Raw genomic sequence first — 21,451 nt, 5'->3', positions numbered from 1 at the left:
CGGACGCGAAAATTTCTCTTTCGGAACTCACAACGTAGTGACTTGTCTACATTCCTGACATGTAGTAACGTTACTACGTTAGATGGCGGGAGGGAATATGACGATTACGACCTTATCCAGCAGGGAACTCAATCAGGACGTGACCCGGGCGAAAAAGGCGACCAAGGACGGCCCTGTATTCATCACCGATCGCGGCAGGCCCGCCCATGTTTTGCTGAGCATCGAGGAATACTGGCTTCTCGCCAGACAGCGTCGCAACATCGTGGACGCCTTGGCCATGCCCGAGGTTGCTGACATTGAATTCGATCCGCCGCGCGTGGATATATCTATCCGGCCGGCTGAACTCTGATGTTTGTTATCGATACGAATGTCGTTTCAGAACTCCGTAAGGGGCGCAGGGCGGATGCCAACCTCGTCGCCTGGGCAAAGAGCGTCGATGCTTCGGCGCTCTTTGTCTCTGCAATCACGATCATGGAGCTGGCAACGGGCGTTTTGCTGAAGGAGCGCAGCGACCCGAGCCAAGGCGCGTTGCTGCGCGCATGGCTCGATGAGCACGTCTTAACTGAATTTGCGGATCGCGTGCTGCCTGTCGATACGGGCGTTGCCTTACGCTGCGCGCGCTTGCATGTACCGGATCGGCGCTCGGAGCGTGATGCGCTTATCGCCGCTACGGCGATCGTTCATGGTATGACCGTGGTGACGCGAAATGTCGCTGATTTCGTAGCAACGGGCGTCTCCCTTGTGAACCCTTGGCAGGCCGCGTGATTTTTCGCGGACGCGAAAAATTTCGCGTCGGGTCAATGCCGGTAACTGGACTTACCGGAATGCGTTTTACCTGCGATAACCGCCTGAATCGCCAGGCACCCCGGCCGTAAGCCTGATGCGGCGCGCTTTCATAGGGAGCTTGACCCAATGACCATCAACGCATCTACATGGACAAGACGATGATGGTGTTCGGCGACGCGAAGAAGGTGATCGAGGATATGGTGAAGTCGGTCGAGTAGCTCGTTAGCGGTAAACAGTCCCTGAGATCGCGGTGCGTCGCGCCGCGATCCTTTTCATATTTTCGGCCTCGCGTTTACGTGCCGCAGCAGATCCGCGAGCCGCCTGCCTTCCTGATCCGGATACGTCTCGAGCACTTCGAGATCGCGCATCTTCTCCAGTCCGAAGTTGCGGAAATCAGCACGCAGCTCGCACCATGCGCCGAGCGTCCAGCGCGCGCCCCAGTACGCGAGCGCGAGCGGCCAGACGCGGCGCTCGGTGTCGGCGCCGTTCGCGTCGGTGTATGCGAAGCGCACCACCTGGCGCGCATCGATTGCGCGATGCAGCGTGTCGAGCTGCCTCGAAAAATCCCCCTTGATGTGAAACGACGGCGCGAAGATCGCGAGCCGTTCGAGCGTCGCGCGCTTGTCGGCGGGCATCGCCGATGCGATCTTGGCCAGCGCGCCCCGCGCGCCGCTCGCGAAGCCCGCGCCACCCCATGATTCGAGCATGCGCGCGCCGGCGGCGAGCGCGGCGAGTTCGTCGGCGGTGAAGGTCAGCGGCGGCAGACTTGCCGAGCGCGACAGCCGATAACCGATGCCCGCTTCGCCTTCGATCGGCACCCCTGACAATTGCAGATCGCGCACGTCGCGATAGACCGTGCGCGGCGAGATGTTCAGCCAGTCGGCTAGTTGCTGCGCGGTGGTCAGGCGCCGGCCGCGCAGCAGCTCGGCGATCTGGAACAGGCGGTCGGCGCGGCGCGTCATCGTGGGCGTCGGGTAGAGGAGGAAGGGGACGGTCCCGCGATGATAGCGCCGCATGGCGGCCTTCGGTCGGGGCGCGGCGGCTTCCGGTGCGCGCTTAGCCGTTGGTGCGCGAATGCAGGCCGACGCGATTGCCTTCGGTATCGGTGAAGAACGCGATATAGCCGATGTCCTGCGGCAGCTTGATCACCGGGCCGTCGGTCTTGCCGCCCGCCCGTTCGATGCGCGCAAGCGCCGCGTCGACGGTGGGCAGCGCGTTCAGGTAGACGGTGACGCCGTCGACGCCGGGTGTCATCGACGGATTGTGGACGACCGCGCCGCCGCTCGCGGGCTCCTCGTAGCCGAACACGGCGATCGGCTGGCCGCCGATCTCCTGTCGATTCAACGGGGCGTCGAGCGCGGCTTCGTAAAAGCGCACCGCGCGATCGAAATCGACGGACGGGATTTCGAACCAGGCAACGACTTTGGGCAATGCGGACATGACACTCTCCTTCGGTTGGCAGTAGGCCGTTCAAGCGCCGGATGGCGTGAGAAGGAGTGTGCGGGGGTGCTGCTGACAGCATGGTGGCAGTAGGGTGCGAAGACGCGCCCGCTTCACCCCACCAGCAACTGAAACACGCCGACCACATCGCTCATGCGCGTGGCCTGCTTTTCGAGCGACGCGATGACGACAGGGCGACGACAGCGCGCCGCCCCGCTAGAAACAGCCTCAAGCCGCCGGCGTATCGCCCTGCGGACGCTGCCGCACGCTGCCCGCGATCAGATCGAAGCGGAACAGCCGACATTCGAGCGCGCCGTTGAACAGCGGCGTCTTCGTCGATTCGCGCAGCCGCAGTTGCCCCGGAAGCTTGCGATCCGACGTCAGGATGAACGCATGCCATCCGGCAAAGCGCTGCTTCAACGCATTGCCGAGCAACTGGAAAAACTCGCTGTCCGGCGCTTCTTCCTGAATGCGGCGGAAGCCGTCGTCGTCGCGATTGCCGCGGCCTTCGCGAAGCTCGCCGCGCGCATTGCGGCCGCGCACTTCGATCCGCTCGCCATACGGCGGATTCGCGACGAGGATGCCCGGCGCCGAGCCAGGCGGCGTCATGTCGCGCGCATCGAGCTGCTTGAGCGAAATGGGCGGCAAGCCGGCGCGCTCGAAGTTCGCGCGCGCTTTTTCGAGCATGTCGCCGGAGATGTCGCTGCCGAAAATCTGCAGATCCGCGCCGCGCGAGCCGCGCGCCGCGTCTTTCGCTTCGAGCGCGGCGCCCTTCAGCGCTTGCCAGCTCCGCGCGTCGAACTGTTTGAGCTTCTCGAAGCCGAAGCGCCGCTCGACGCCCGGCGCGATGTTCAACGCGACCTGCGCCGCTTCCGCGAGGAACGTGCCGCTGCCGCACATCGGATCGTAGAGCGGCGTGCCGGCCTGCCAGCCAGTCAGACGCAGAATGCCAGCCGCGAGGTTTTCGCGCAGCGGCGCCGCGCCCTTGTCGAGACGCCAGCCGCGCTTGAACAGCGGATCGCCGGAAGTGTCGAGGTACAGCGTGCAGTCGGTCGCGGTCAGGAACGCGAACACGCGCACGTCGGGCATCGCGGTGTCGATGCTCGGCCGCGCGCCGCTTTTTTCGCGCAGACGATCGCAGATCGCGTCCTTCACGCGCAGCGTCGTGAACTCGAGACTGCGCAGCGGCGACTTGATCGCGGTGACGTCGACGCGCAGCGTATCGTGCGCGGAGAACCACTGTTCCCAGCGCTGCTCGAGCGCGAGCGCGTAGATGTCCTGCTCGCTGCGATAGGGCCGCTGCGCGATTTTCAGCAGCACGCGGCTCGCGAGACGCGAGTGCAGATTGGCAGCCATGCCGGCGGCCCAGCCGCCGCGAAAATGCACGCCGCCCGGTACCTGGGCGCCGTCCGTGAAGGCGGCGCCGTTCAGATGTTTGGCGGCAATTTCGGCGAGTTCGGCCGCGAGCGGAGCTTCGAGCCCGCGCGGGCAAGGAAGGAAGAAATCGAAGGACATTGAGGTTGCCGCAAGGCGTTGGATAAGGCGCTATTGTACGCGGTCGAGATCGGCGGGCCGGCGCGATTGGCGCGCCGGGCCGTCGTCGTCTGTCGTCGCGTCATCTCGCCTCGCGTCCCGCTTTGGCCGGCGACGCCTGCCGGCATCCGGACACCGTTGAGCTCGCCGCGCCAGCCGGGCCTGTCAGGCGCCGGCTCCCGCGGCCGTTCCCGCCGAAGGACAGGGCGGCACGGCCGGCGCCGCGGCCGGTCTGGCCGGAGACGAAGGCCGGCCCGTCGTGTTCGTGGAAGCGACGGCCGTTGCCGCCATCGCGCGCACGCCCATCGCGATCTGTGTCGACACTTCCGCGAGCGCGCGCCGATGTCCATCGACGAGCGCGTCGTACCCGTCGCCAACCGTCTCGCTGACCACGCTGCGACACGTCATCACCGCATTGCTGCGCACGGCCCGCACGCTCCACACCGCATCGATCAACGCATGCGAGCCGGGCCAGGACTCGAAGCGCTGCACGTTCATGGCGATCCGGTAGACGGCCGCGTCGTCGGGGTGCGCGGTGCCGAACGTATCGATGGTGCCGAGCTGCTGCGTCAGATTCGTCGACAGCGCGCGGCGGATTTCATCGCCGGGCAGCGACGCCCAACGTTCCTGTTCGAGCAACTGCACCTGAGTCGGCCCGGTCTGCACGACCAGCTGATTTCTCGCCACCTGCGGCGGCACGTTGACCGGCGCGACTTCGATCAGCCAGGCAGGCGCGGCGCTCGTGCGCGCGACGGCCGGCGCGGCGCCATTCGCGGCGGTGCTTGCGCTATCCGCGCCACCCAGCGTATAGAAACGGCTCGACGGCGACGAGCACGCCGCGATGGCGAGAGCCGCAGCCAGCGCGGTGCCATACGCGACGCCGCGTACGGCAGCGCGCACGAGCGCGCGCGGCGGACGGGGGAGCCGGGCAAACATCATGGTTTATCTCCTGATTTACCGCGCAACAGCGATTCGGGATGACGCTCGAGGTAGTCCGATAGCGCGTTCAGCGACTGCAACGTGCGCGTCAGTTCCTGCAACGCCTGATGAACGTCGGACTGCATCGGCGAATCCTGCTGCAAGGTCGCCTGGGCCGAATTGAAGGTCTGCTTCGCGGCCGTCAGCGTGTCGCGCGCCTGCGGCACGACTTCCTTGTCGAGACGCGAGAACAGCTGGTCGGCGTTCTTCAGCGCGGTGTTCAGATTCGCGCCGATCTGGTCGAACGGCACCTTGTCGAGCTTCTTCGCGATGTCGGCGACCTGCAGTTGCAGTTCGTCGAGCGTGTTCGGAATGGTCGGCAGCTCGAGCGGATCGGTCGTCACGTCGACCTTTGCCGGCGGCGCTTTCGGGAAGATATCGAGGGCCACGTACAGCTGGCTCGTGATCAGGTTGCCGGTGCGCAACTGGCCGCGCAGACCGTGCCTGACGAGTTCCTGCAGCAGGTTCTCGCCGGCGAACGTGCCCGGCTGCGGCGAGCTCTCGCGGAAGCGCTTGCCGAGACGGTCCGGGTACAGGTTCATCGTGACCGGCATCGTGAAGCTCTGCGTCTTCGGATCGTAGTCGATGCCGATATTGGTCACCTGGCCGAGCACGATGCCGCGGAAATCGACCGGCGCGCCGATCGACAGCCCGCGCAGCGACTGGTTGAAGTTCATCACGACGCGCAAGGGCACGCCGTCCGGTTCGCGCATCGCGTCCGCTTCGTCCGAGCCGAGGCGGAACGTCTGGTTGTTCGGCGCCTGCGGGCCCATGTTCTGGCCAGGCGGCGACTGGAAAGACAGACCGCCGACGATCACCGTCGCGAGCGACTGCGTGTTCAGCTTGAAGCCGCTCGAATCGAGCCGCAGATCGACGCCGCTCGCATGCCACCAGCGCGTGTTGGTGCCGACGTACTGGTCGAACGGCGCCGACACGAACACCCGCATCGTCACGCCGGTGCCGTCCCTGTCGAGCGAGAAGCCGACCACCTGGCCAACCTGCACGCGCCGGTAGAAGATCGGCGAGCCGATGTCGATCGAACCGAGCGAATCGCCGTGCAGCGTGTACTGATGGCCCTTCTGGTCGCCGGTGATGGGCGGGGGCGTTTCGAGGCCGACGAAGTTGCTCTCGCTATCGGACGAACGGCCCGCGTCGGCGCCGATGTACGAGCCCGACAGCAGCGTCGTCAGACCCGACACGCCGCTTGCGCCGACGCGCGGACGCACCACCCAGAAGCGCGAGTCCTTGACCGCGAACTTTCCGCCTTCCTTGGTGAGCTGCACCTGCACGAGCACGTGCGACAGATCCGGCGACAGCGTGATCGTCTTCACCGCACCGACATCGACGTCCTTGTACTTGACCTTGGTCTTGCCCGGCTCGAGCCCTTCCGCGCTGATGAAGCTGATCGTGATCACGGGGCCGCGCTCGGTCACCGACCTGATCACGAGCGCGATGCCGATCAGCGCGGCGATCAGCGGAATCACCCAGACGAGCGACGGCAGCCAGCGGCTGCGTGGCTCGATCTCGGGGTCGGGCAGTTGGGGCGGCAGTCTGGGTCCGTTCGAATCGTTGCGCGGCGCGTCATCGGAAGCGGGCGTCGGTCCTTGCGGGCTAGTCATGGTCGAGATCCTGAGGTGTTGGGGTACTGCTTTCCACGGGGTCCCAGATGAGTCGTGGATCGAATTGCATGGAGGCCAGCATCGTCAGTATCACGACCGAGCCGAACGCGATCGCGCCCGGCCCGGCCGTGATCTCGGCCAGCGATTTGAAACGCACGAGCGCCACGGTGAGCGTGACGACGAACACGTCGAGCATCGACCAGCGGCCGATCCGCTCGACCATCCGGTACAGCGTCGTGCGCTGTTGCGGACGCCAGCGCGAGCGGCGCTGCGCGGTGACGGTGAGCAGAACGAGCACCGAGAGCTTCAGCATCGGCACCAGGATGCTGGCGATGAACACGATCATCGCGAGCGGCCAGTCGCCGGAGGTCCAGAAATAGACGACGCCGCTCATGATGGTGTCGTCCTCGGAGCCGAGCAGCGACGACGTGTGCATCACCGGCAGCAGGTTCGCCGGAATATACAGCAGCGCCGCGGCGATCAGCAGTGCCCATGTGCGCATCAGGCTGTCGGGGTTGCGCGAGTGCAGATGCGCGCCGCAGCGGCCGCAGTGCTGCGGCGTGACCGAGCGGATGCGCGGTTCGACGCGCCCGCACGAATGGCAGGACAGCAGGCCCGCGCGTTTCGCGGTGACGTATTTCATCGCGGGCTCATCCTTCGCGCGGCGTGGGCGGCAAGCCGGGCGGGGTGCCCTCCGCCGTGCTGTTGGTTGGGCCACCAGCGCTGCCGCTGGTCGAGCCCGCGACGCGCGCGGACGGCGCCGGCGGACCGGCGAGCGAGCCGACCGCGACCGCCGCGCTGTCGGCCGACGTGCGCGGCAACGGCCGATCGCCGCTCGCGTCGATCTCGTCGGCGACATCCCACAGCACGCGCGGGTCGAATGTGACGACGACCGCGAACATCAGCGTCAGCGCGCCGAACGCGAACAGCGCCGCCTCGGGAATCACGCGCGCGAGGCTCACCATCTTCACGATCGTGATCAGCACGCCGAGCATGAACACTTCGATCATGCCCCACGGCCGCACGAACTGGATTGCGCGCAGCACGCGATTGAAGTGCGCGGGCACGTAGCCGGCGCGTAGCGGCACCAGCACGTACAGCAGCGCGACGAGTTCGGTGAACGGAAAGAGGATCGTCGAGCAGAACACCATCACGGCGACGATCTCCATGTCCTCGCCCCACAGCGCGACGAGCGCGCCGAACAGCGTAGTCTGTGACGTGATGCCGTTGGTTTCGAGTTCGACGATCGGAAAGCCCTGCGCGATCACGAACGTGATCAGCGCGGCGAGCGTCAGTGCGCAGATCGCGTCGAGCTTGCGCGAGACGCCGCGATAGAGCGATGCGCCGCAGCGCGGACAACGCGCGGCGACGCGCCCGACAAGCCGTGGCTTGCGGAACAGCGTGTCGCATTCATGGCACGCGATCAGGTTGTCATGTTCCATGCGGCAGATGGGCTAACGAGGTAATGGCGGCGTGCAAGGCCTGCTCATTACGAGGGGTCGGGCGGCGGTGAGCAGCAATAGTACCAAACGCGGTCTCGCGACCGAGGCGAGCCGCGCGCTGGTCCGGGCCTGAGATGGCGTCGCTTCGGGGCTTTCCGTCCCCGAATCGTTCAACGCAAGGGCGGTGGCGCGACGCCTTGGGGCCATTGCGCCGCAAAATTCGGGCCCGTTCCGCCGACGCGCTCCAGCCAGCTTTTCGCGCTTGGGGTAGCATGGCGCCCGTGGCATGCCCGGCGGCCTTTCGCGGCGATGATATCCGCCGCATCGGCCGCGCGCGCAGCGCCGATGCGCGGCGGTGATCGCGGAATAGCTGGCCGCGGCGCGCCGTTAACTTCTAACAGCCTGCGTTGAACTGTCATGACACTCAATCCATCGTTCGGTACCCGGGAGTCGTACACGCGGACCGCCATCGCTTTTCACTGGCTGATCGCTCTGCTGATCGTCTGCGGCTTTGCGCTCGGCTGGGTGATGACCGACATCCCGGGCTTCACGCCCACTAAGCTGCGCTATTTCTCGTGGCACAAATGGATCGGCGTGACCGTGTTCGCGCTCGCGATCGTGCGCGTCCTGTGGCGCGCGACCCACGCCGCGCCGCCGATGCCGCGCCGCATGCCCACCTGGCAGCGTGGCGCCGCGCATGGCACACATCTGTTGCTGTACGTGCTGATGATCGTGATTCCCGTGTCCGGCTATCTGTATAGCTCGGCGGCGAACGTGCCGGTCGTCTACCTCGGGCTGATTCCGCTGCCGCGAATCATCGCGCCCGATCCGCACCTGAAGGAAGTGCTGAAGAACCTGCACATCGCGTTGAATTACACGCTGCTCGTGCTGGTCGCGCTACACACCGCGGCGGCGCTCAAGCATCAATGGCTCGATCGCGACGGCCTGCTGTCTCGCATGCTCCCCTTCCTCAAATAAGGACAACCATGAAGGTTTCGTTTTATCGCTACATGCTGGCCGCGTTCGCGGCGGCGTCGCTGAGCGCCGCGGGCGCGGCGCTCGCGCAGGTCGACGTCGCGAAGAGTTCGGTGACGGCTACCTCGAAGCAGATGAACGTGCCGGTCGAAGGCAAGTTCAATAAGTTCACGGCGCAGGTCAGCTTCGATCCGGCCAAACCGACGGCCGGCAGCGCGCAGCTCAACATCGACGTCGCCAGCTACGATCTCGGCGACGAGAGCTACAACGAGCAGGTGCGCGGCAAGGAATGGTTCGACGCGAAGACCTTTCCGAGCGCGACGTTCGTGTCGAGCGCGATCGCGCCGGCCGGCGGCAACCAGTTCAAGGTGACCGGTAAGCTGACCATCAAGGGCAAGTCGGAGACGGTCGTGGTGCCGGTCACGGTCGGCCAGCAGGGCGCGATGCAGACTTTCGACGGCGCGCTGCCGATCAAGCGCTCGCAATTCGACATCGGCACCGGCGAATGGAAGGACACATCGGTCGTCGCCGACGAGGTCGTGATCAAGTTTCATATCGTCGCCGCGCGCACGTAACGCGCACGGCGATCGCGAGGTCCGCCGCGCCACGTGGGGCGCGGCCGCTTTCCCATCGCAGGTTGCACCGCGATTTTCAACGCAAAACAGGAGCACGAATTGAAAACGTCCATGTTGATCGCTGTTGGCGCGCTGGCTTCGTCGTTGTCGCTCGGCGCCTTCGCCGCCGATACCTATCTGCTTGATCCGATGCATACGTTTCCGAGCTTCGAGGCCGACCACTTCGGCGGTCTGTCGATCTGGCGCGGCAAATTCACGAAGACCACGGGAACGGTGACGCTCGATCGCGCGGCCAAGACCGGCACCATCGACGTCACCGTCGATCCCGCTTCGGTGCAGACCGGCAACCCGAAGCTCGACGATCACCTGAGGGCCGCCGAGTTCTTCGACGTCGAGAAGTATCCGACCGTGACCTACAAGGGCACTGAGATCAAGTTCGACGGCGACAAGCCCGTCGAGGTGATCGGCACGCTGACGATTCGCGGCATCACGAAGCCGGTGAATCTGAAGATCGATTCGTTCAAGTGCATGCAGCACCCGGTCCTCAAGCGCGAAGTATGCGGCGTCGAGGCGAGCACCGAATTCAATCGCGCCGATTACGGCATGGAGTTCGGCGCGAAGTACGGCTTCAGCATGCAGACGCGCCTGCATATCCAGTCGGAAGGTATCAAGCAGCAGTAAGCGCGACGGCAGCTTCGCGGCCGGCGCCGCGCGCGGGCCGCTGTTGCGATTCGATCCGCGCTGCGCCGCAATACGAAAACCGCTTCGATCGTTCACCGACGAAGCGGTTTTTTGTCGCCCGTAGCGAACGCCTCGGCCAAGGTGGCGCGCATCGGCCATTTGTCGCTCGCATCACTTTTATTTTTTCAGTTAAATAGAGCGCAAGCAGTCATGCCGGTGCTGCGCATTGCCGGGATGGCCTGGGCGGACGTTATGCGTTCGTGTCGATAAATATTTCGCGCAGTACAGGAGATCTGGATGAATGCAACGACAGCAGCAAGCGTCGCGGGAAGCCGGCAGAATTCGTGGCGCGCGGTGGCGGCCGCCTCGATCGGCAACGCGCTCGAATGGTTCGACCTCGTGGTGTACGGCTTTTTCGCCGTGACCATCTCCAAGCTGTTTTTTCCGGCCGGCAACGAGACCGTATCGCTGCTGCTCACGCTCGGCACGTTCGGCGTGTCATTCTTCATGCGGCCGCTCGGCGCGATCGTGATCGGCGCGTACTCGGACCGCGTCGGGCGCAAGGCGGCGCTCACGCTTTCCATCCTGCTGATGATGAGCGGCACGCTGATCATCGCGATTTTGCCGACCTACCAGAGCATCGGTCTCGCCGCGCCGCTGATCCTCGTGCTCGCGCGGCTGATCCAAGGCTTCTCGGCCGGCGGCGAATTCGGCAGCGCGACTGCGTTTCTAGCCGAGCACGTGCCGGGCCGGCGCGGCTTCTACGCGAGCTGGCAGATGGCGAGCCAGGGTCTGACGACGCTGCTCGCGGCCGGTTTCGGCGCGTTGCTGACCGGCCAGCTGTCGCCGGAACAGATGGCATCGTGGGGCTGGCGGGTGCCGTTCTTCTTCGGTCTGCTGATCGGGCCCGTTGCGTTCTACATCCGCACCAGGCTCGACGAGACGCCCGAATTCCTCGCCGCCGAAACGACGCAGACGCCGCTGCGCGATACGTTCGCGACGCAGAAGCTGCGGCTCGTGATCGCGATGGGCGTGGTGATCCTCGGGACCGTGTCCGCGTATCTGATGCTGTTCATGCCGACCTATGGCGTGCGGCAACTGGGGCTCGCGCCGTCGGTCGCGTTCTCGGCGATCGCGGTGACGGGTCTGATCCAGATGGTGTTCTCGCCGGTGGCCGGGCATTGGTCGGACCTGCATGGACGCACACGCATCATGCTGGGCGCGGCCGTGCTGCTGTTCGTTCTCGTCTATCCGGCGTTCGCGCTCCTGATCGCGCATCCGAGCTTCGGCACGCTGATCGTGTGGCAGATCGTGTTCGGTTTTCTCGTCAGCGGCTACTTCGGCGCGACGCCGGGACTGCTGTCGGAGATATTCCCGGTGCAGACGCGCACGACCGGCATGTCGCTCGCGTATAACATCGCGGTGACGATCTTCGGCGGCTTCGGGCCGTTCATCATCGCGTGGCTGATCAGCGCGACCGGTTCGAAGGCAGCGCCGAGCTACTACGTGATGTTTGCCGCGCTGCTGAGCATCGCGGCGCTGATCGGCGCGCGGCGCAAGCTGGGGTTCCGCTAGGAATGACGCGGTAACGACGGCGTACGTAAACGCGAAAGGCCGGTTCGACAGAACCGGCCTTTTTTTGTTCGCGCAATCCTCAGCGGTTACGCGCGCATCAAACCTGGGCGCCCGCGTTCGGATCGTCCGGATCGACGCGTTCCTTCTTGTCCTTGATCAGGTCTTCGCGCTTGACGCCGAACCACATGGCAAGAGCCGCGGCGACGAACACCGACGAATAGATACCGAACAGAATACCGACCGTCAGCGCGAGCGCGAAGTAGTGCAGCGTCGGGCCGCCGAACAGGAACATCGAGAGCACCATCATCTGCGTACAGCCGTGCGTGATGACGGTTCGCGACATCGTGCTGGTGATTGCGTGGTTGATCACTTCGATCACGGTCATCTTGCGTTCGCGGCGGAAGGTTTCGCGAATCCGGTCGAAGATAACGACCGACTCGTTGACCGAATAGCCGAGCACCGCGAGCACCGCGGCCAGCACCGACAGCGAGAACTCCCACTGGAAGAACGCGAAGAAGCCGAGAATGATGACGACGTCGTGCAGGTTGGCGATCACGCCGGCGACCGCGTACTTCCATTCGAAGCGGAACGACAGGTAGATCACGATGCCGGCCACCACGCAGGCGAGCGCCAGCAGACCGTCGGTGGCGAGCTCCTTGCCGACCTGCGGACCGACGAACTCGACGCGCTGCAACTGCACTTCCGGCGTGTCGGCTTTCAGCGCGCCCATCACCTGTTCGCTCTGCTGCGCGGACGTGTAGCCCGTCTTCAGCGGCAGACGGATCAGCACGTCGCGCGAGGAGCCGAAGTTCTGCACCTGCGCGTCGGCATAGCCGAGCTTGCCGAGCGTGTTGCGCACCGGGTCGAGCGGCACCGCGCCCGGATACTGCACCTCGATTACGGTGCCGCCGGTGAATTCCACCGACAGATGCAGCCCGCGATGCACGAGGAAGAACACGGCGGCGAGGAAGGTGATCAGCGAGATCGCGTTGAAGATCAACGCGCGCTGCATGAACGGAATGTCTTTACGGAAACGGAAAAATTCCATGGTCTTGTTCTCCGGGACTCAGCGGGATGAACCCGGTTTCTGCCGCGTCGAGTCATTCGACGTCGGTGTGCCCGGCGCATTGCGGCGGCGCACGGACGGCTTCGCGCGACCCTGCGAGCCGGCCGCGGCCGGTGCCTTCGAGCTTGCCTTCGCGCTTGCCTTCGCCGTGGCGATGGCCTGCGCGGTGTCGGTCGCGGCGTCGCTGCTGCCGAGGCTGTTGCCGCCAGCGTAAGCAGCCGATCCTGCGGCCGCCGCTTGCGGACGCCACACCTGGCCGATGGACAGCGACTTCAGCTTCTTCTTGCCGCCGTACCAGAAGTTGACCAGGCCGCGCGAGAAGAACACCGCCGAGAACATCGACGTCAGTATGCCGATACAGTGGACGATCGCGAAGCCGCGCACCGGACCGGAGCCGAAAGCGAGCAGCGCGAGGCCGGCGATCAGCGTGGTCACGTTGGAGTCGAGAATCGTCGCCCACGCATGCGCGTAGCCGTTCTGGATGGCCAGTTGCGGCGGCGCGCCGTGGCGCAGTTCTTCGCGCACGCGCTCGTTGATCAGCACGTTCGCGTCGATCGCCATACCGAGCGCGAGCGCGATAGCGGCGATACCCGGCAGCGTGAGCGTGGCCTGCAGCATCGACAGCACCGCGACCAGCAGCAGCAGGTTCACGGACAGGCCGATCATCGAGATCACGCCGAACAGCATGTAGTACGCGATCATGAACACGGCGATCGCCGCGAAGCCCCACACGACCGAGTGGAAGCCCTTCTTGATATTGTCGGCGCCGAGGCTCGGGCCGATCGTGCGTTCCTCGATGATTTCCATCGGCGCGGCGAGCGAACCGGCGCGCAGCAGCAGCGCGAGGTCGGCGGCCGCTTGCGGGGTCGGCTGGCCGGTGATCTGGAAGCGGTCGCCCAGTTCCGACTGAATGGTCGCGACCGTCAGCACTTCGCCCTTGCCGCGTTCGAACAGCACCATCGCCATCGGTTTGCCGATGTTGTCGCGCGACACTGCGCGCACCGCGCGGCCGCCTGCCGAATCGAGACGGATGTTGACCGACGGACGCTGATGCTCGTCGAAGCCCGCCGATGCGTCGATGATGCGGTCGCCGGTGAAGATCACCTGCTTGCGCAGCAGCACCGGCGCCTGGTTGCCTTGCGTGAAGAGTTCATCGCCCGGCGGCACCGGGTCGTTCGGGTTCGGATGCGTGTTGACCGGGTCGGCGAGGCGCGCTTCGAGCGTCGCCGTGCGGCCGATGATGTCCTTCGCCTTCGCGGTGTCCTGCACGCCCGGCAGCTCGACCACGATGCGGTCCGCGCCCTGTTGCTGGATCACCGGCTCGGCCACGCCGAGTTCGTTCACGCGGTTATGCAGCGTCGTGATGTTCTGCTTGAGCGCGGCGTCCTGCACCGCGCGCTGCACGGCCGGCGTGAAGGTGCCGACGAGCTGCACACCGCCGTCCGCGCCGGTGGTCGGCTGCGACGCCCACTGCAATTCGCTGACGCTGCGGCCGAGCAGCTTGAGCGCCGCGTCCGCCGTGGCCTGGTCGGCCAGATTCACTACCACCGACTGGTTCACGCGATTCACGCCGCCGTCGCGCACGTTGTTGTCGCGCAGGAGCGTGCGCACGTCCGAGGCGTCCGAATCGAGCTTCTTGTTCAGCGCGCCGGCCATGTCGACCTGCAGCAGGAAGTGCACACCGCCGCGCAGGTCGAGACCGAGGTACATCGGCAGTGCGCGCAGCGCGGTCATCCAGGTCGGCGACGCGCTTTGCAGGTTCAGTGCGACGACGTACTGCGGATCGTTCGGGTCGCTATTGAGCGACTTCTGCAGCAGGTCTTTCACGCGCAGCTGCGTGTCCGTGTCCGTCAGGCGCACGCGGATGTTCGCGTTGTTCTGCGAGTTGTCGAACGTGATTGCGGTCGGCTTGATCTGATTGCCCGCGAGCGCGGCTTCGACCGACGCGAGCGTGGTGGCGTCGAGCCTGACCGTGGCCTTGCCGCTCGACACCTGCACCGCCGGCGCTTCACCGTACAGATTGGGCAGCGTGTACACGAGGCCGATGACCAGAGCCACCAGCATCACGGCGTATTTCCAGAGGGGGTAGCGATTCATGAGTGGTCCAACGGGAAGGTTGGCTTGGATGCAATGCGTCCGGCGATGAGCGCGGGCGGTTCAGCGAAGTGCCTGAACCGCCGGCGAGGCCGCACCGGACGCGGGGAGTGCAGGCCTTACAGCGACTTGATCGTGCCCTTCGGGAGAATTGTCGTGACCGACGCCTTTTGCACGGTGATTTCCGTGCCTTCCGAGATTTCGATGCCGACGTAGGCTTCGCCCACCTTCGTCACCTTGCCGACGATGCCGCCGTTCGTCACGACTTCGTCGCCCCTGGCCATCGCTGCGAGCATGTTGCGATGTTCCTTCTGACGCTTCATTTGCGGGCGAATCATGATGAAGTACAGCACGCCGAACATCAGGATCAGCGGCAGGAAGCTCATCAGGTTCGATTCGATACCACCTGCTGCTGCGCCTTGCGCGAAGGCATTGGAAATGAACGACACGTTGGTCTCTCCGTTATCAGTCAAACGATCAAAAAAATCAGCCGGTTATTCTACCACCGGCCACACGCGCACCGGCGCGGCGAATCGGCTTTGGGATCAACCGTTTAAAGGTCCGATTCGGGGCAAATTCAGCCCCGGGGCGAAAGTAAATTGTAAGCTATCGCGCCATCAGGACGACGGTTCGACGCCGCGCGCGCGATCTTCGTGGAAGCGCTTGCGGAACGCGTCGAACAGTTTCGCCTCGATCGCATCGCGCATTTCCTGCATCAGTTCCAGGTAGTAATGCAGGTTGTGGATCGTGTTCAACTGCGCGCCGAGAATTTCGCCGACGCGATGCAGGTGGTGCAGATAGCCGCGCGTGAAGTTGCGACAGGTGTAGCAGCCGCATTGATCGTCGAGCGGGCGCAGCGAGTTCCTGTGCGTCGCGTTGCGGATCTTGATGTCGCCGAAACGCGTGAAGAGCCAGCCGTTGCGCGCGTTGCGCGTGGGCATCACGCAGTCGAACATGTCGACGCCGGCCGCGACGCCGGCCACCAGGTCTTCCGGCGTGCCGACGCCCATCAGGTAGTGCGGCTTGTCGGCCGGCAGCTTCGGGCCGATGTGGTTCAGGACCCGCATCATGTCTTCCTTCGGCTCGCCGACCGACAGACCGCCGATCGCGAGGCCGTGGAAGTTCTTCTCCGCGAGGCCGGCGAGCGACTCGTCGCGCAGATCCTCGAACATGCCGCCCTGCACGATGCCGAACAGTGCATTCGGATTGCCGAGGCGCTGGAACTCGTCGATCGAGCGTTGCGCCCAGCGCATCGACATGCGCATCGATTCGGCGGCTTCCTTGTGCGAGGTCGGGATGTTGTTGGTCGCGTACGGCGTGCATTCGTCGAACTGCATCACGATATCCGAGTTCAGCACCTTCTGGATCTGCATCGACACTTCCGGCGACAGGAACAGCCGGTCGCCGTTGATCGGCGATGCGAATGTGACGCCGTCCTCGGTGATCTTGCGCAGATCGCCGAGCGAGAACACCTGGAAGCCGCCCGAGTCGGTCAGGATCGGCTTCTTCCAGCCCATGAAGCCGTGCAGGCCGCCGTGCGCCTCGATGGTTTCGAGGCCGGGTCGCAGCCACAGGTGAAACGTGTTGCCGAGGATGATCTGCGCGTGCATTTCGTCGAGCTCGCGCGGCTGCACCGCCTTCACGGTGCCGTAGGTGCCGACCGGCATGAAGATCGGCGTCTCCATCACGCCGTGATTGAGCGTGACGCGGCCGCGGCGCGCCTGACCGTCGGTGCCGAGCAGTTCGAATTTGAGGCCGTTCTCGGGGCGCTCGTGGGCAGGTTGTTGCGAGGGATGACCGAGGGTCATGGGGATCACTCCGGTGCTACCGGAAAACAGTCCGGCGCAATCAATGAAAAACCGCCACGAGGGATCGCGGCGGCCAGGAAAACTGCCGATACGCTGAAGCAGTGCTCGAACCGGCTCATGCATCGCGCCGCGTGAGCAGCATCGCGTCACCGTAGCTGAAAAAGCGATAGCGCTCGTCGATCGCATGACGGTACGCGGCGCGAATCGTCTCGACGCCCGCGAACGCCGACACCAGCATCAGCAGCGTCGATTTCGGCAAATGGAAGTTCGTGACCAGCCGGTCGACCACGCGGAACCGGTAGCCTGGCGTGATGAAGATGTCGGTTTCCGCGCTCGCCGCGGCGAGCGGATGGCCGGCCGCTTCGGCGTCGCGCGCGGCGGCTTCGAGCGCGCGCATCGAGGTCGTGCCGACCGCGATCACGCGGTTGCCGCGCGCTTTCGTCGCGGCGATCTTGTCCGCGAGCGATTGCGGCAGGTGATACCACTCGCTGTGCATCTTGTGCTCGGCGATTTTTTCGACCCGCACCGGCTGGAACGTGCCCGCGCCGACGTGCAGCGTCAGCGTTGCGCGTTCGACGCCGTGGGCGTCGAGCCTCGCGAGCAGCGCGTCGTCGAAGTGCAGGCCGGCGGTCGGCGCGGCGACCGCGCCCGGGTTCTGCGCGAATACGGTTTGATAGCGGGTTTCGTCGGTCGCATCGGGGTCGTGCTCGATGTACGGCGGCAGCGGCAGACGGCCGTACTGCTCGATCAGCGTCAGGCAGTCGTCGGGGAAATGCAGCGTGTAGAACTGATCGACGCGCTCGCCGACGGTGACGTCGAACGCATCCGCGAGACGGATCGTCGTGCCTGCCTGCGGGCTCTTGCTCGCCCGGATCTGCGCTAGCGCGCTGCGCTCGCCAGTCAGGCGCTCGACCAGCACTTCGATCTTGCCGCCGCTCGACTTCTGGCCGAAGAAGCGCGCCTTCAGCACTTTGGTATCGTTGAAGACGAGCAGATCGCCCGACGCGAGGCACTCGGGCAGTTCGGTGAAGCGGCGGTCGATCAGGCGCGCGGCGCCATCGGCGGCGCCTGCGGCGTCTACGTCGAGCAGACGGCTTGCGCTGCGCTCGGGCAGCGCGACTTGCGCGATCAGCTCGGGCGGCAGATCGAAATCGAAATCGGAAAGCGTAAACATGCGAACGACTGGAAGCGGGTTGGGACGGATTTGGGACTGAATTGAGCCGAAGCCGGAGCCGGGCGGCTATGATGGCGGGACGCCGAAGCGGCCCGCGCGCTTTGTGCCGCATCCTGCCTACGCTGGACGCGCGAAGGGCGGCACGACTTCTTTTCGACAACAGCCGATATTGTACTTGCGAAGCAGCCCATGCCTTTGTCCGACCGCCGATCGTCCGTTGCCACCCTCGAAGCGGGCGCCGAACCGAGGCGCCGCGGTGCGCGGGCGGAGACGGGGGAGCGGGATGCGGCGGAAGGTGGCGCGCAAGGTGGCATGATGGCCGCCGGCCACGATGCCGGGCGCGACGGCGGCCATGCCGGCGCCGCCGCGGGCGACCCTCCCGATGAATTCGCGGCCGGCTCTGCGAACGGCGACAAACCCGCCGCTAAAACCAAGGCTACGACGAAGGCCGCCGCCAAACCTGCAGCCAAAGCTCCCGTCAAAACCGCCGACAAGCTCGCCAAACTCGGCCTCACACGCGACATCGACCTCGTGCTGCATCTGCCGATGCGCTACGAAGACGAAACCTCGCTGACGCCGATCGCTCACCTGCTGCCCGGCGGCATCGCGCAAACCGAAGGCGTGGTGTTCGACAATGAGATCGCCTATCGCCCGCGCCGGCAGCTGCTCGTGAAGCTGCGCGACGCCGACGGCGACGAGCTCGTGCTGCGCTTTCTGAATTTCTACGGCTCGCAGGTCAAGCAGATGGCGCCCGGCGCGCGCCTACGCGTGCGCGGCGACGTGCGGGGCGGCTTCTTCGGCATGGAGATGGTGCATCCGACCGTGCGCGTCGTCGATGAAGACACGCCGCTGCCGCAGGCGCTGACGCCGGTCTATCCGAGCACCGCGGGCGTCTCGCAGGCGTATCTGCGCAAGGCGATCGACAACGCGCTCGCGCGCACGTCGCTGCCGGAGTTGCTGCCCGCGCCGGTCGCGCGCGCGTTTCTCGACCCGCTCGGGGTGCCGGCGCTGATGGACGCGGTGCGCACGCTGCATCATCCGGGCCCGCAGTCGGACGAAACGGCGCTGATCGATGGCACGCATCCGGCCTGGGTGCGCATCAAGTTCGAGGAACTGCTCGCGCAGCAGATGTCGCTGAAGCGCGCGCACGACGAGCGGCGCACGCGCGCCGCGCCGGCCATGCCGCGCCGCAAGCTCGGCGACGAATCGGCGCTGGTCGCGCGGCTGCTGAAGGCGCTGCCGTTTTCGCTGACGGCCGCGCAGCAGCGCGTCGGCGGCGAGATCGCGCTCGATCTGACGCAGCCGCATCCGATGCAGCGGCTGTTGCAAGGCGACGTCGGCAGCGGCAAGACGATCGTCGCGGCGCTCGCCGCTGCGCAGGCGATCGACGCCGGCTACCAGGCCGCGCTGATGGCGCCGACCGAAATTCTCGCCGAGCAGCACGCGCGCAAATTGCGCGGCTGGCTCGAGCCGCTCGGCGTGAATGTCGCGTGGCTCGCGGGCAGTCTGAAGACCAAGGAGAAGCGCGCCGCGATCGAAGCGGCCGCGCTCGGCACCGCGCAGCTCGTGATCGGCACGCACGCGATCATCCAGGACGCGGTCGAGTTCGCGCGCCTCGGGCTCGTGATAGTCGATGAACAGCATCGCTTCGGCGTCGCGCAACGGCTCGCGTTGCGCGCGAAGGCGCAGGGCGCCGCCGACGGCGCGGCCGACTTCCAGCCGCATCAACTCATGATGTCGGCGACGCCGATTCCGCGCACGCTCGCCATGACCTACTACGCGGACCTCGACGTCTCCACGATCGACGAACTGCCGCCCGGCCGCACCCCGATCCTCACGAAGCTCGTGTCCGACGCGCGCCGCGAAGAGGTGATCGGCCGCGTGCGCGAGGCGGCGTTGACGGGGCGCCAGGTGTACTGGGTGTGTCCGCTGATCGAGGAAAGCGAGACCCTGCAGCTGCAAACCGCGGTCGAGACCTACGAGACGCTGGTGGCCGCGCTGCCCGAGCTGAAGGTCGGGCTGGTGCACGGGCGCCTCGCGCCCGCCGAAAAGGCCACGGTGATGGACGCGTTCTCGCGCAACGAGATCCAGCTGCTGGTCGCGACCACGGTGATCGAAGTCGGCGTCGACGTGCCGAACGCATCGTTGATGGTGATCGAGCATGCGGAGCGCTTCGGTCTCGCGCAGCTGCATCAGTTGCGCGGACGCGTGGGGCGCGGCAGCGCCGCGTCGGTCTGCGTGCTGCTCTACACCGGACCGCTGTCGATGACCGCCCGGGCGCGCCTGCAAACGATGCGCGAAACCACAGACGGCTTCGAGATCGCCCGCCGCGACCTCGAAATCCGCGGGCCCGGCGAGTTCCTCGGCGCGCGGCAGTCAGGCGCCGCGATGCTGCGTTTCGCGGACCTGCAGAACGATCAGCACCTGATCGAGCCGGCGCGTGAAGCCGCCGCGACGCTGCTCGACCAATATCCGGACGTGGTCATTCAGCATCTGGCGCGCTGGCTCGGCGCGCGCGAGCAGTATCTGAAAGCCTGACCACCGTCCCCGCCGCAAGCACAACGGCTAAAAAGTTGGCGAACCGACCCTATAGGTGTATAACTAGAACCTATCGAATCCATCGGACTGATTGATCCCCGAATGACGCTCACCGAATTGAAATACATCGTGGCGGTGGCCCGCGAGCGGCACTTCGGCCGGGCCGCCGAAGCGTGTTTCGTCAGCCAGCCCACGCTGTCCGTCGCCATCAAGAAGCTCGAAGACGAGCTGAACGTGCAGATTTTCGAGCGCGGCACCAGCGAGGTCAGCGTGACGCCGATCGGCGAACAGATCGTCACGCAGGCGCAACGCGTGCTCGAGCAGACGCTCGCGATCAAGGAAATCGCCAAGCAGGGCAAGGACCCGTTGGTCGGTCCGCTGCGCCTCGGCGTCATCTACACGATCGGGCCGTACCTGCTGCCGACGCTCGTCAAGCAGATGATCCAGCGCGTCCCGCAGATGCCGCTGATGCTGCAGGAAAATTTCACGCTGAAGCTGATCGAACTGCTCAAGCAGGGCGAAATCGACGTGGCGATCATGGCGCTGCCGTTTCCCGAAACCGGGCTGATGCTGCGTCCGCTGTACGACGAGCCGTTCGTCGTCGCGCTGCCGTCCGGCCACGCATGGGAAAGCCGCCCGAAGATTGACCCCGACGACCTGAAGCAGGAAACCATGCTGCTGCTCGGCAGCGGCCACTGCTTCCGCGATCACGTGCTGGGCGTATGCCCCGAGCTGATGCGCTTTTCGCAGAACGCCGACGGCATCCAGAAGACCTTCGAGGGCTCGTCGCTCGAAACGATTCGTCATATGGTCGCAAGCGGCGTCGGCATTACCGTGCTGCCGCGCATGTCGGTGCACGAGGTCAAGCCACATGCGGGCGGTATCGACGCGGGCCTGCTCAGCTATGTCGCGTTCGACGAGCCGGTGCCCGATCGCCGCGTCGTGCTGGCGTGGCGCAAGAGCTTCACGCGCATGCCCGCGATCGACGCGATCTGCGAAGCAATCGCCGCGTGCGACCTGCCGGGCGTCAGAAAGCTCGATCTGCCCGCCGCCGTCAACTGACTCGCCATCATCCGCAGCCGCGCCGGATACCGGTGCGGCCTGCCGAAAAAAAGGGCGCAAGCCCTATCGAATAGATTAATTTAATCAAATACGAATATTCGATAG

General features: G+C 65.5%; 20 protein-coding genes. 8 read left to right on the top strand and 12 right to left on the bottom strand.

Annotated elements, in window-relative coordinates; translation table 11 throughout:
* Positions 1-97 precede the first annotated feature (97 nt).
* Entirely contained in the window at positions 98-349 is a 252-nt protein-coding gene (locus HDG39_RS00455; RefSeq protein ID WP_184002374.1) for a type II toxin-antitoxin system prevent-host-death family antitoxin, read from the top strand.
* Entirely contained in the window at positions 346-765 is a 420-nt protein-coding gene (locus HDG39_RS00450) for a type II toxin-antitoxin system VapC family toxin (RefSeq protein WP_184003177.1), read from the top strand. The genes HDG39_RS00455 and HDG39_RS00450 overlap by 4 nt, the downstream gene beginning before the upstream one ends.
* Before the next feature lie 293 nt (positions 766-1,058).
* Here the strand turns inward: HDG39_RS00450 and HDG39_RS00445 are convergent, their stop codons facing one another.
* From HDG39_RS00445 to HDG39_RS00415, 7 genes are all read right to left on the bottom strand, one after another.
* Positions 1,059-1,802, bottom strand: coding sequence for a helix-turn-helix transcriptional regulator (locus tag HDG39_RS00445; RefSeq protein WP_184002372.1), 744 nt, complete (start codon positions 1,800-1,802; stop codon positions 1,059-1,061).
* 40 nt (positions 1,803-1,842) lie between these two features.
* Positions 1,843-2,226: a VOC family protein gene (locus HDG39_RS00440; protein WP_184002370.1), complete on the bottom strand. Its 384-nt coding sequence runs from the start codon at positions 2,224-2,226 to the stop codon at positions 1,843-1,845.
* Positions 2,227-2,454: 228 nt separating this feature from the next.
* On the bottom strand, positions 2,455-3,741 hold the full coding sequence (locus HDG39_RS00435; protein ID WP_184002368.1) for a THUMP domain-containing class I SAM-dependent RNA methyltransferase: 1,287 nt from the start codon (positions 3,739-3,741) through the stop codon (positions 2,455-2,457).
* 183 nt (positions 3,742-3,924) lie between these two features.
* On the bottom strand, positions 3,925-4,698 hold the full coding sequence (locus tag HDG39_RS00430; RefSeq protein WP_184002366.1) for a PqiC family protein: 774 nt from the start codon (positions 4,696-4,698) through the stop codon (positions 3,925-3,927).
* Positions 4,695-6,356, bottom strand: coding sequence for a PqiB family protein (locus HDG39_RS00425; RefSeq protein WP_184002364.1), 1,662 nt, complete (start codon positions 6,354-6,356; stop codon positions 4,695-4,697). Before HDG39_RS00425 ends, HDG39_RS00430 begins: the two co-directional genes overlap by 4 nt.
* On the bottom strand, positions 6,349-6,999 hold the full coding sequence (locus HDG39_RS00420; RefSeq protein WP_184002362.1) for a paraquat-inducible protein A: 651 nt from the start codon (positions 6,997-6,999) through the stop codon (positions 6,349-6,351). Before HDG39_RS00420 ends, HDG39_RS00425 begins: the two co-directional genes overlap by 8 nt.
* Positions 7,000-7,006: 7 nt before the next feature.
* Positions 7,007-7,798: a paraquat-inducible protein A gene (locus HDG39_RS00415; protein ID WP_184002360.1), complete on the bottom strand. Its 792-nt coding sequence runs from the start codon at positions 7,796-7,798 to the stop codon at positions 7,007-7,009.
* 417 nt (positions 7,799-8,215) lie between these two features.
* Here HDG39_RS00415 and HDG39_RS00410 point away from each other — a divergent pair, with 417 nt between their 5' ends.
* From HDG39_RS00410 to HDG39_RS00395, 4 genes are all read left to right on the top strand, one after another.
* Positions 8,216-8,776 (top strand): cytochrome b, encoded by a 561-nt coding sequence (locus HDG39_RS00410; RefSeq protein WP_184002358.1) that lies wholly within the window; start codon positions 8,216-8,218, stop codon positions 8,774-8,776.
* An 8-nt stretch (positions 8,777-8,784) separates the two neighbouring features.
* A complete protein-coding gene (locus tag HDG39_RS00405; RefSeq protein ID WP_018419447.1) occupies positions 8,785-9,348 on the top strand; it encodes a YceI family protein in 564 nt (187 codons plus the stop codon).
* 111 nt (positions 9,349-9,459) lie between these two features.
* On the top strand, positions 9,460-10,029 hold the full coding sequence (locus tag HDG39_RS00400) for a YceI family protein (RefSeq protein WP_184002356.1): 570 nt from the start codon (positions 9,460-9,462) through the stop codon (positions 10,027-10,029).
* 297 nt (positions 10,030-10,326) lie between these two features.
* A complete protein-coding gene (locus HDG39_RS00395) occupies positions 10,327-11,604 on the top strand; it encodes an MFS transporter (protein WP_184002354.1) in 1,278 nt (425 codons plus the stop codon).
* Between the two features lie 97 nt (positions 11,605-11,701).
* On the opposite strand, the gene secF is transcribed toward HDG39_RS00395, so the two are convergent.
* The 5 genes from secF to queA all read right to left on the bottom strand — a co-directional run bounded on the left by secF (position 11,702) and on the right by queA (position 17,746).
* Positions 11,702-12,652 carry a protein translocase subunit SecF gene (secF, locus tag HDG39_RS00390; RefSeq protein ID WP_018419450.1) on the bottom strand — a complete coding sequence of 317 codons (951 nt, stop codon included), beginning with the start codon at positions 12,650-12,652 and terminating at the stop codon, positions 11,702-11,704.
* An 18-nt stretch (positions 12,653-12,670) separates the two neighbouring features.
* The gene (gene secD / locus HDG39_RS00385) at positions 12,671-14,767 is read right to left on the bottom strand and encodes a protein translocase subunit SecD (RefSeq protein ID WP_184002352.1); all 2,097 of its coding nucleotides are present in this window, start codon (positions 14,765-14,767) and stop codon (positions 12,671-12,673) included.
* 116 nt (positions 14,768-14,883) lie between these two features.
* The gene (yajC, locus tag HDG39_RS00380; RefSeq protein WP_018419452.1) at positions 14,884-15,213 is read right to left on the bottom strand and encodes a preprotein translocase subunit YajC; all 330 of its coding nucleotides are present in this window, start codon (positions 15,211-15,213) and stop codon (positions 14,884-14,886) included.
* 168 nt (positions 15,214-15,381) lie between these two features.
* Positions 15,382-16,572 carry a tRNA guanosine(34) transglycosylase Tgt gene (gene tgt / locus HDG39_RS00375; protein ID WP_184002350.1) on the bottom strand — a complete coding sequence of 397 codons (1,191 nt, stop codon included), beginning with the start codon at positions 16,570-16,572 and terminating at the stop codon, positions 15,382-15,384.
* A 115-nt stretch (positions 16,573-16,687) separates the two neighbouring features.
* On the bottom strand, positions 16,688-17,746 hold the full coding sequence (gene queA, locus HDG39_RS00370; protein WP_184002348.1) for a tRNA preQ1(34) S-adenosylmethionine ribosyltransferase-isomerase QueA: 1,059 nt from the start codon (positions 17,744-17,746) through the stop codon (positions 16,688-16,690).
* Between the two features lie 189 nt (positions 17,747-17,935).
* Between queA and recG the strand changes: the two genes are divergently transcribed.
* Together recG and HDG39_RS00360 are read left to right on the top strand one after the other, a co-directional pair.
* A complete protein-coding gene (gene recG, locus HDG39_RS00365) occupies positions 17,936-20,284 on the top strand; it encodes an ATP-dependent DNA helicase RecG (protein ID WP_184002345.1) in 2,349 nt (782 codons plus the stop codon).
* Between the two features lie 102 nt (positions 20,285-20,386).
* Positions 20,387-21,346, top strand: coding sequence for a LysR substrate-binding domain-containing protein (locus HDG39_RS00360; RefSeq protein WP_018419456.1), 960 nt, complete (start codon positions 20,387-20,389; stop codon positions 21,344-21,346).
* Positions 21,347-21,451 lie beyond the last annotated feature (105 nt).

This window comes from Paraburkholderia lebeckiae, assembly GCF_014201005.1.
Taxonomy (GTDB): Bacteria; Pseudomonadota; Gammaproteobacteria; order Burkholderiales; family Burkholderiaceae; genus Paraburkholderia; species Paraburkholderia tuberum.
Note: the sequence above shows the minus strand (reverse complement) of the source record. Positions and strands in the feature narration are given on the sequence as shown.

Bases quoted from the DNA above. Each gene is read 5' to 3' on its own strand.
- HDG39_RS00455 (WP_184002374.1), top strand. From the start codon at position 98: ATGACGATTACGACCTTATCCAGCAGGGAACTCAATCAGGACGTGACC.
- HDG39_RS00445 (WP_184002372.1), bottom strand. From the start codon at position 1,802: ATGCGGCGCTATCATCGCGGGACCGTCCCCTTCCTCCTCTACCCGACG.
- HDG39_RS00440 (WP_184002370.1), bottom strand. From the start codon at position 2,226: ATGTCCGCATTGCCCAAAGTCGTTGCCTGGTTCGAAATCCCGTCCGTC.
- HDG39_RS00435 (WP_184002368.1), bottom strand. From the start codon at position 3,741: ATGTCCTTCGATTTCTTCCTTCCTTGCCCGCGCGGGCTCGAAGCTCCG.
- HDG39_RS00430 (WP_184002366.1), bottom strand. From the start codon at position 4,698: ATGATGTTTGCCCGGCTCCCCCGTCCGCCGCGCGCGCTCGTGCGCGCT.
- HDG39_RS00425 (WP_184002364.1), bottom strand. From the start codon at position 6,356: ATGACTAGCCCGCAAGGACCGACGCCCGCTTCCGATGACGCGCCGCGC.
- HDG39_RS00420 (WP_184002362.1), bottom strand. From the start codon at position 6,999: ATGAAATACGTCACCGCGAAACGCGCGGGCCTGCTGTCCTGCCATTCG.
- HDG39_RS00415 (WP_184002360.1), bottom strand. From the start codon at position 7,798: ATGGAACATGACAACCTGATCGCGTGCCATGAATGCGACACGCTGTTC.
- HDG39_RS00410 (WP_184002358.1), top strand. From the start codon at position 8,216: ATGACACTCAATCCATCGTTCGGTACCCGGGAGTCGTACACGCGGACC.
- HDG39_RS00405 (WP_018419447.1), top strand. From the start codon at position 8,785: ATGAAGGTTTCGTTTTATCGCTACATGCTGGCCGCGTTCGCGGCGGCG.
- HDG39_RS00400 (WP_184002356.1), top strand. From the start codon at position 9,460: ATGTTGATCGCTGTTGGCGCGCTGGCTTCGTCGTTGTCGCTCGGCGCC.
- HDG39_RS00395 (WP_184002354.1), top strand. From the start codon at position 10,327: ATGAATGCAACGACAGCAGCAAGCGTCGCGGGAAGCCGGCAGAATTCG.
- secF (WP_018419450.1), bottom strand. From the start codon at position 12,652: ATGGAATTTTTCCGTTTCCGTAAAGACATTCCGTTCATGCAGCGCGCG.
- secD (WP_184002352.1), bottom strand. From the start codon at position 14,767: ATGAATCGCTACCCCCTCTGGAAATACGCCGTGATGCTGGTGGCTCTG.
- tgt (WP_184002350.1), bottom strand. From the start codon at position 16,572: ATGACCCTCGGTCATCCCTCGCAACAACCTGCCCACGAGCGCCCCGAG.
- queA (WP_184002348.1), bottom strand. From the start codon at position 17,746: ATGTTTACGCTTTCCGATTTCGATTTCGATCTGCCGCCCGAGCTGATC.
- recG (WP_184002345.1), top strand. From the start codon at position 17,936: ATGCCTTTGTCCGACCGCCGATCGTCCGTTGCCACCCTCGAAGCGGGC.
- HDG39_RS00360 (WP_018419456.1), top strand. From the start codon at position 20,387: ATGACGCTCACCGAATTGAAATACATCGTGGCGGTGGCCCGCGAGCGG.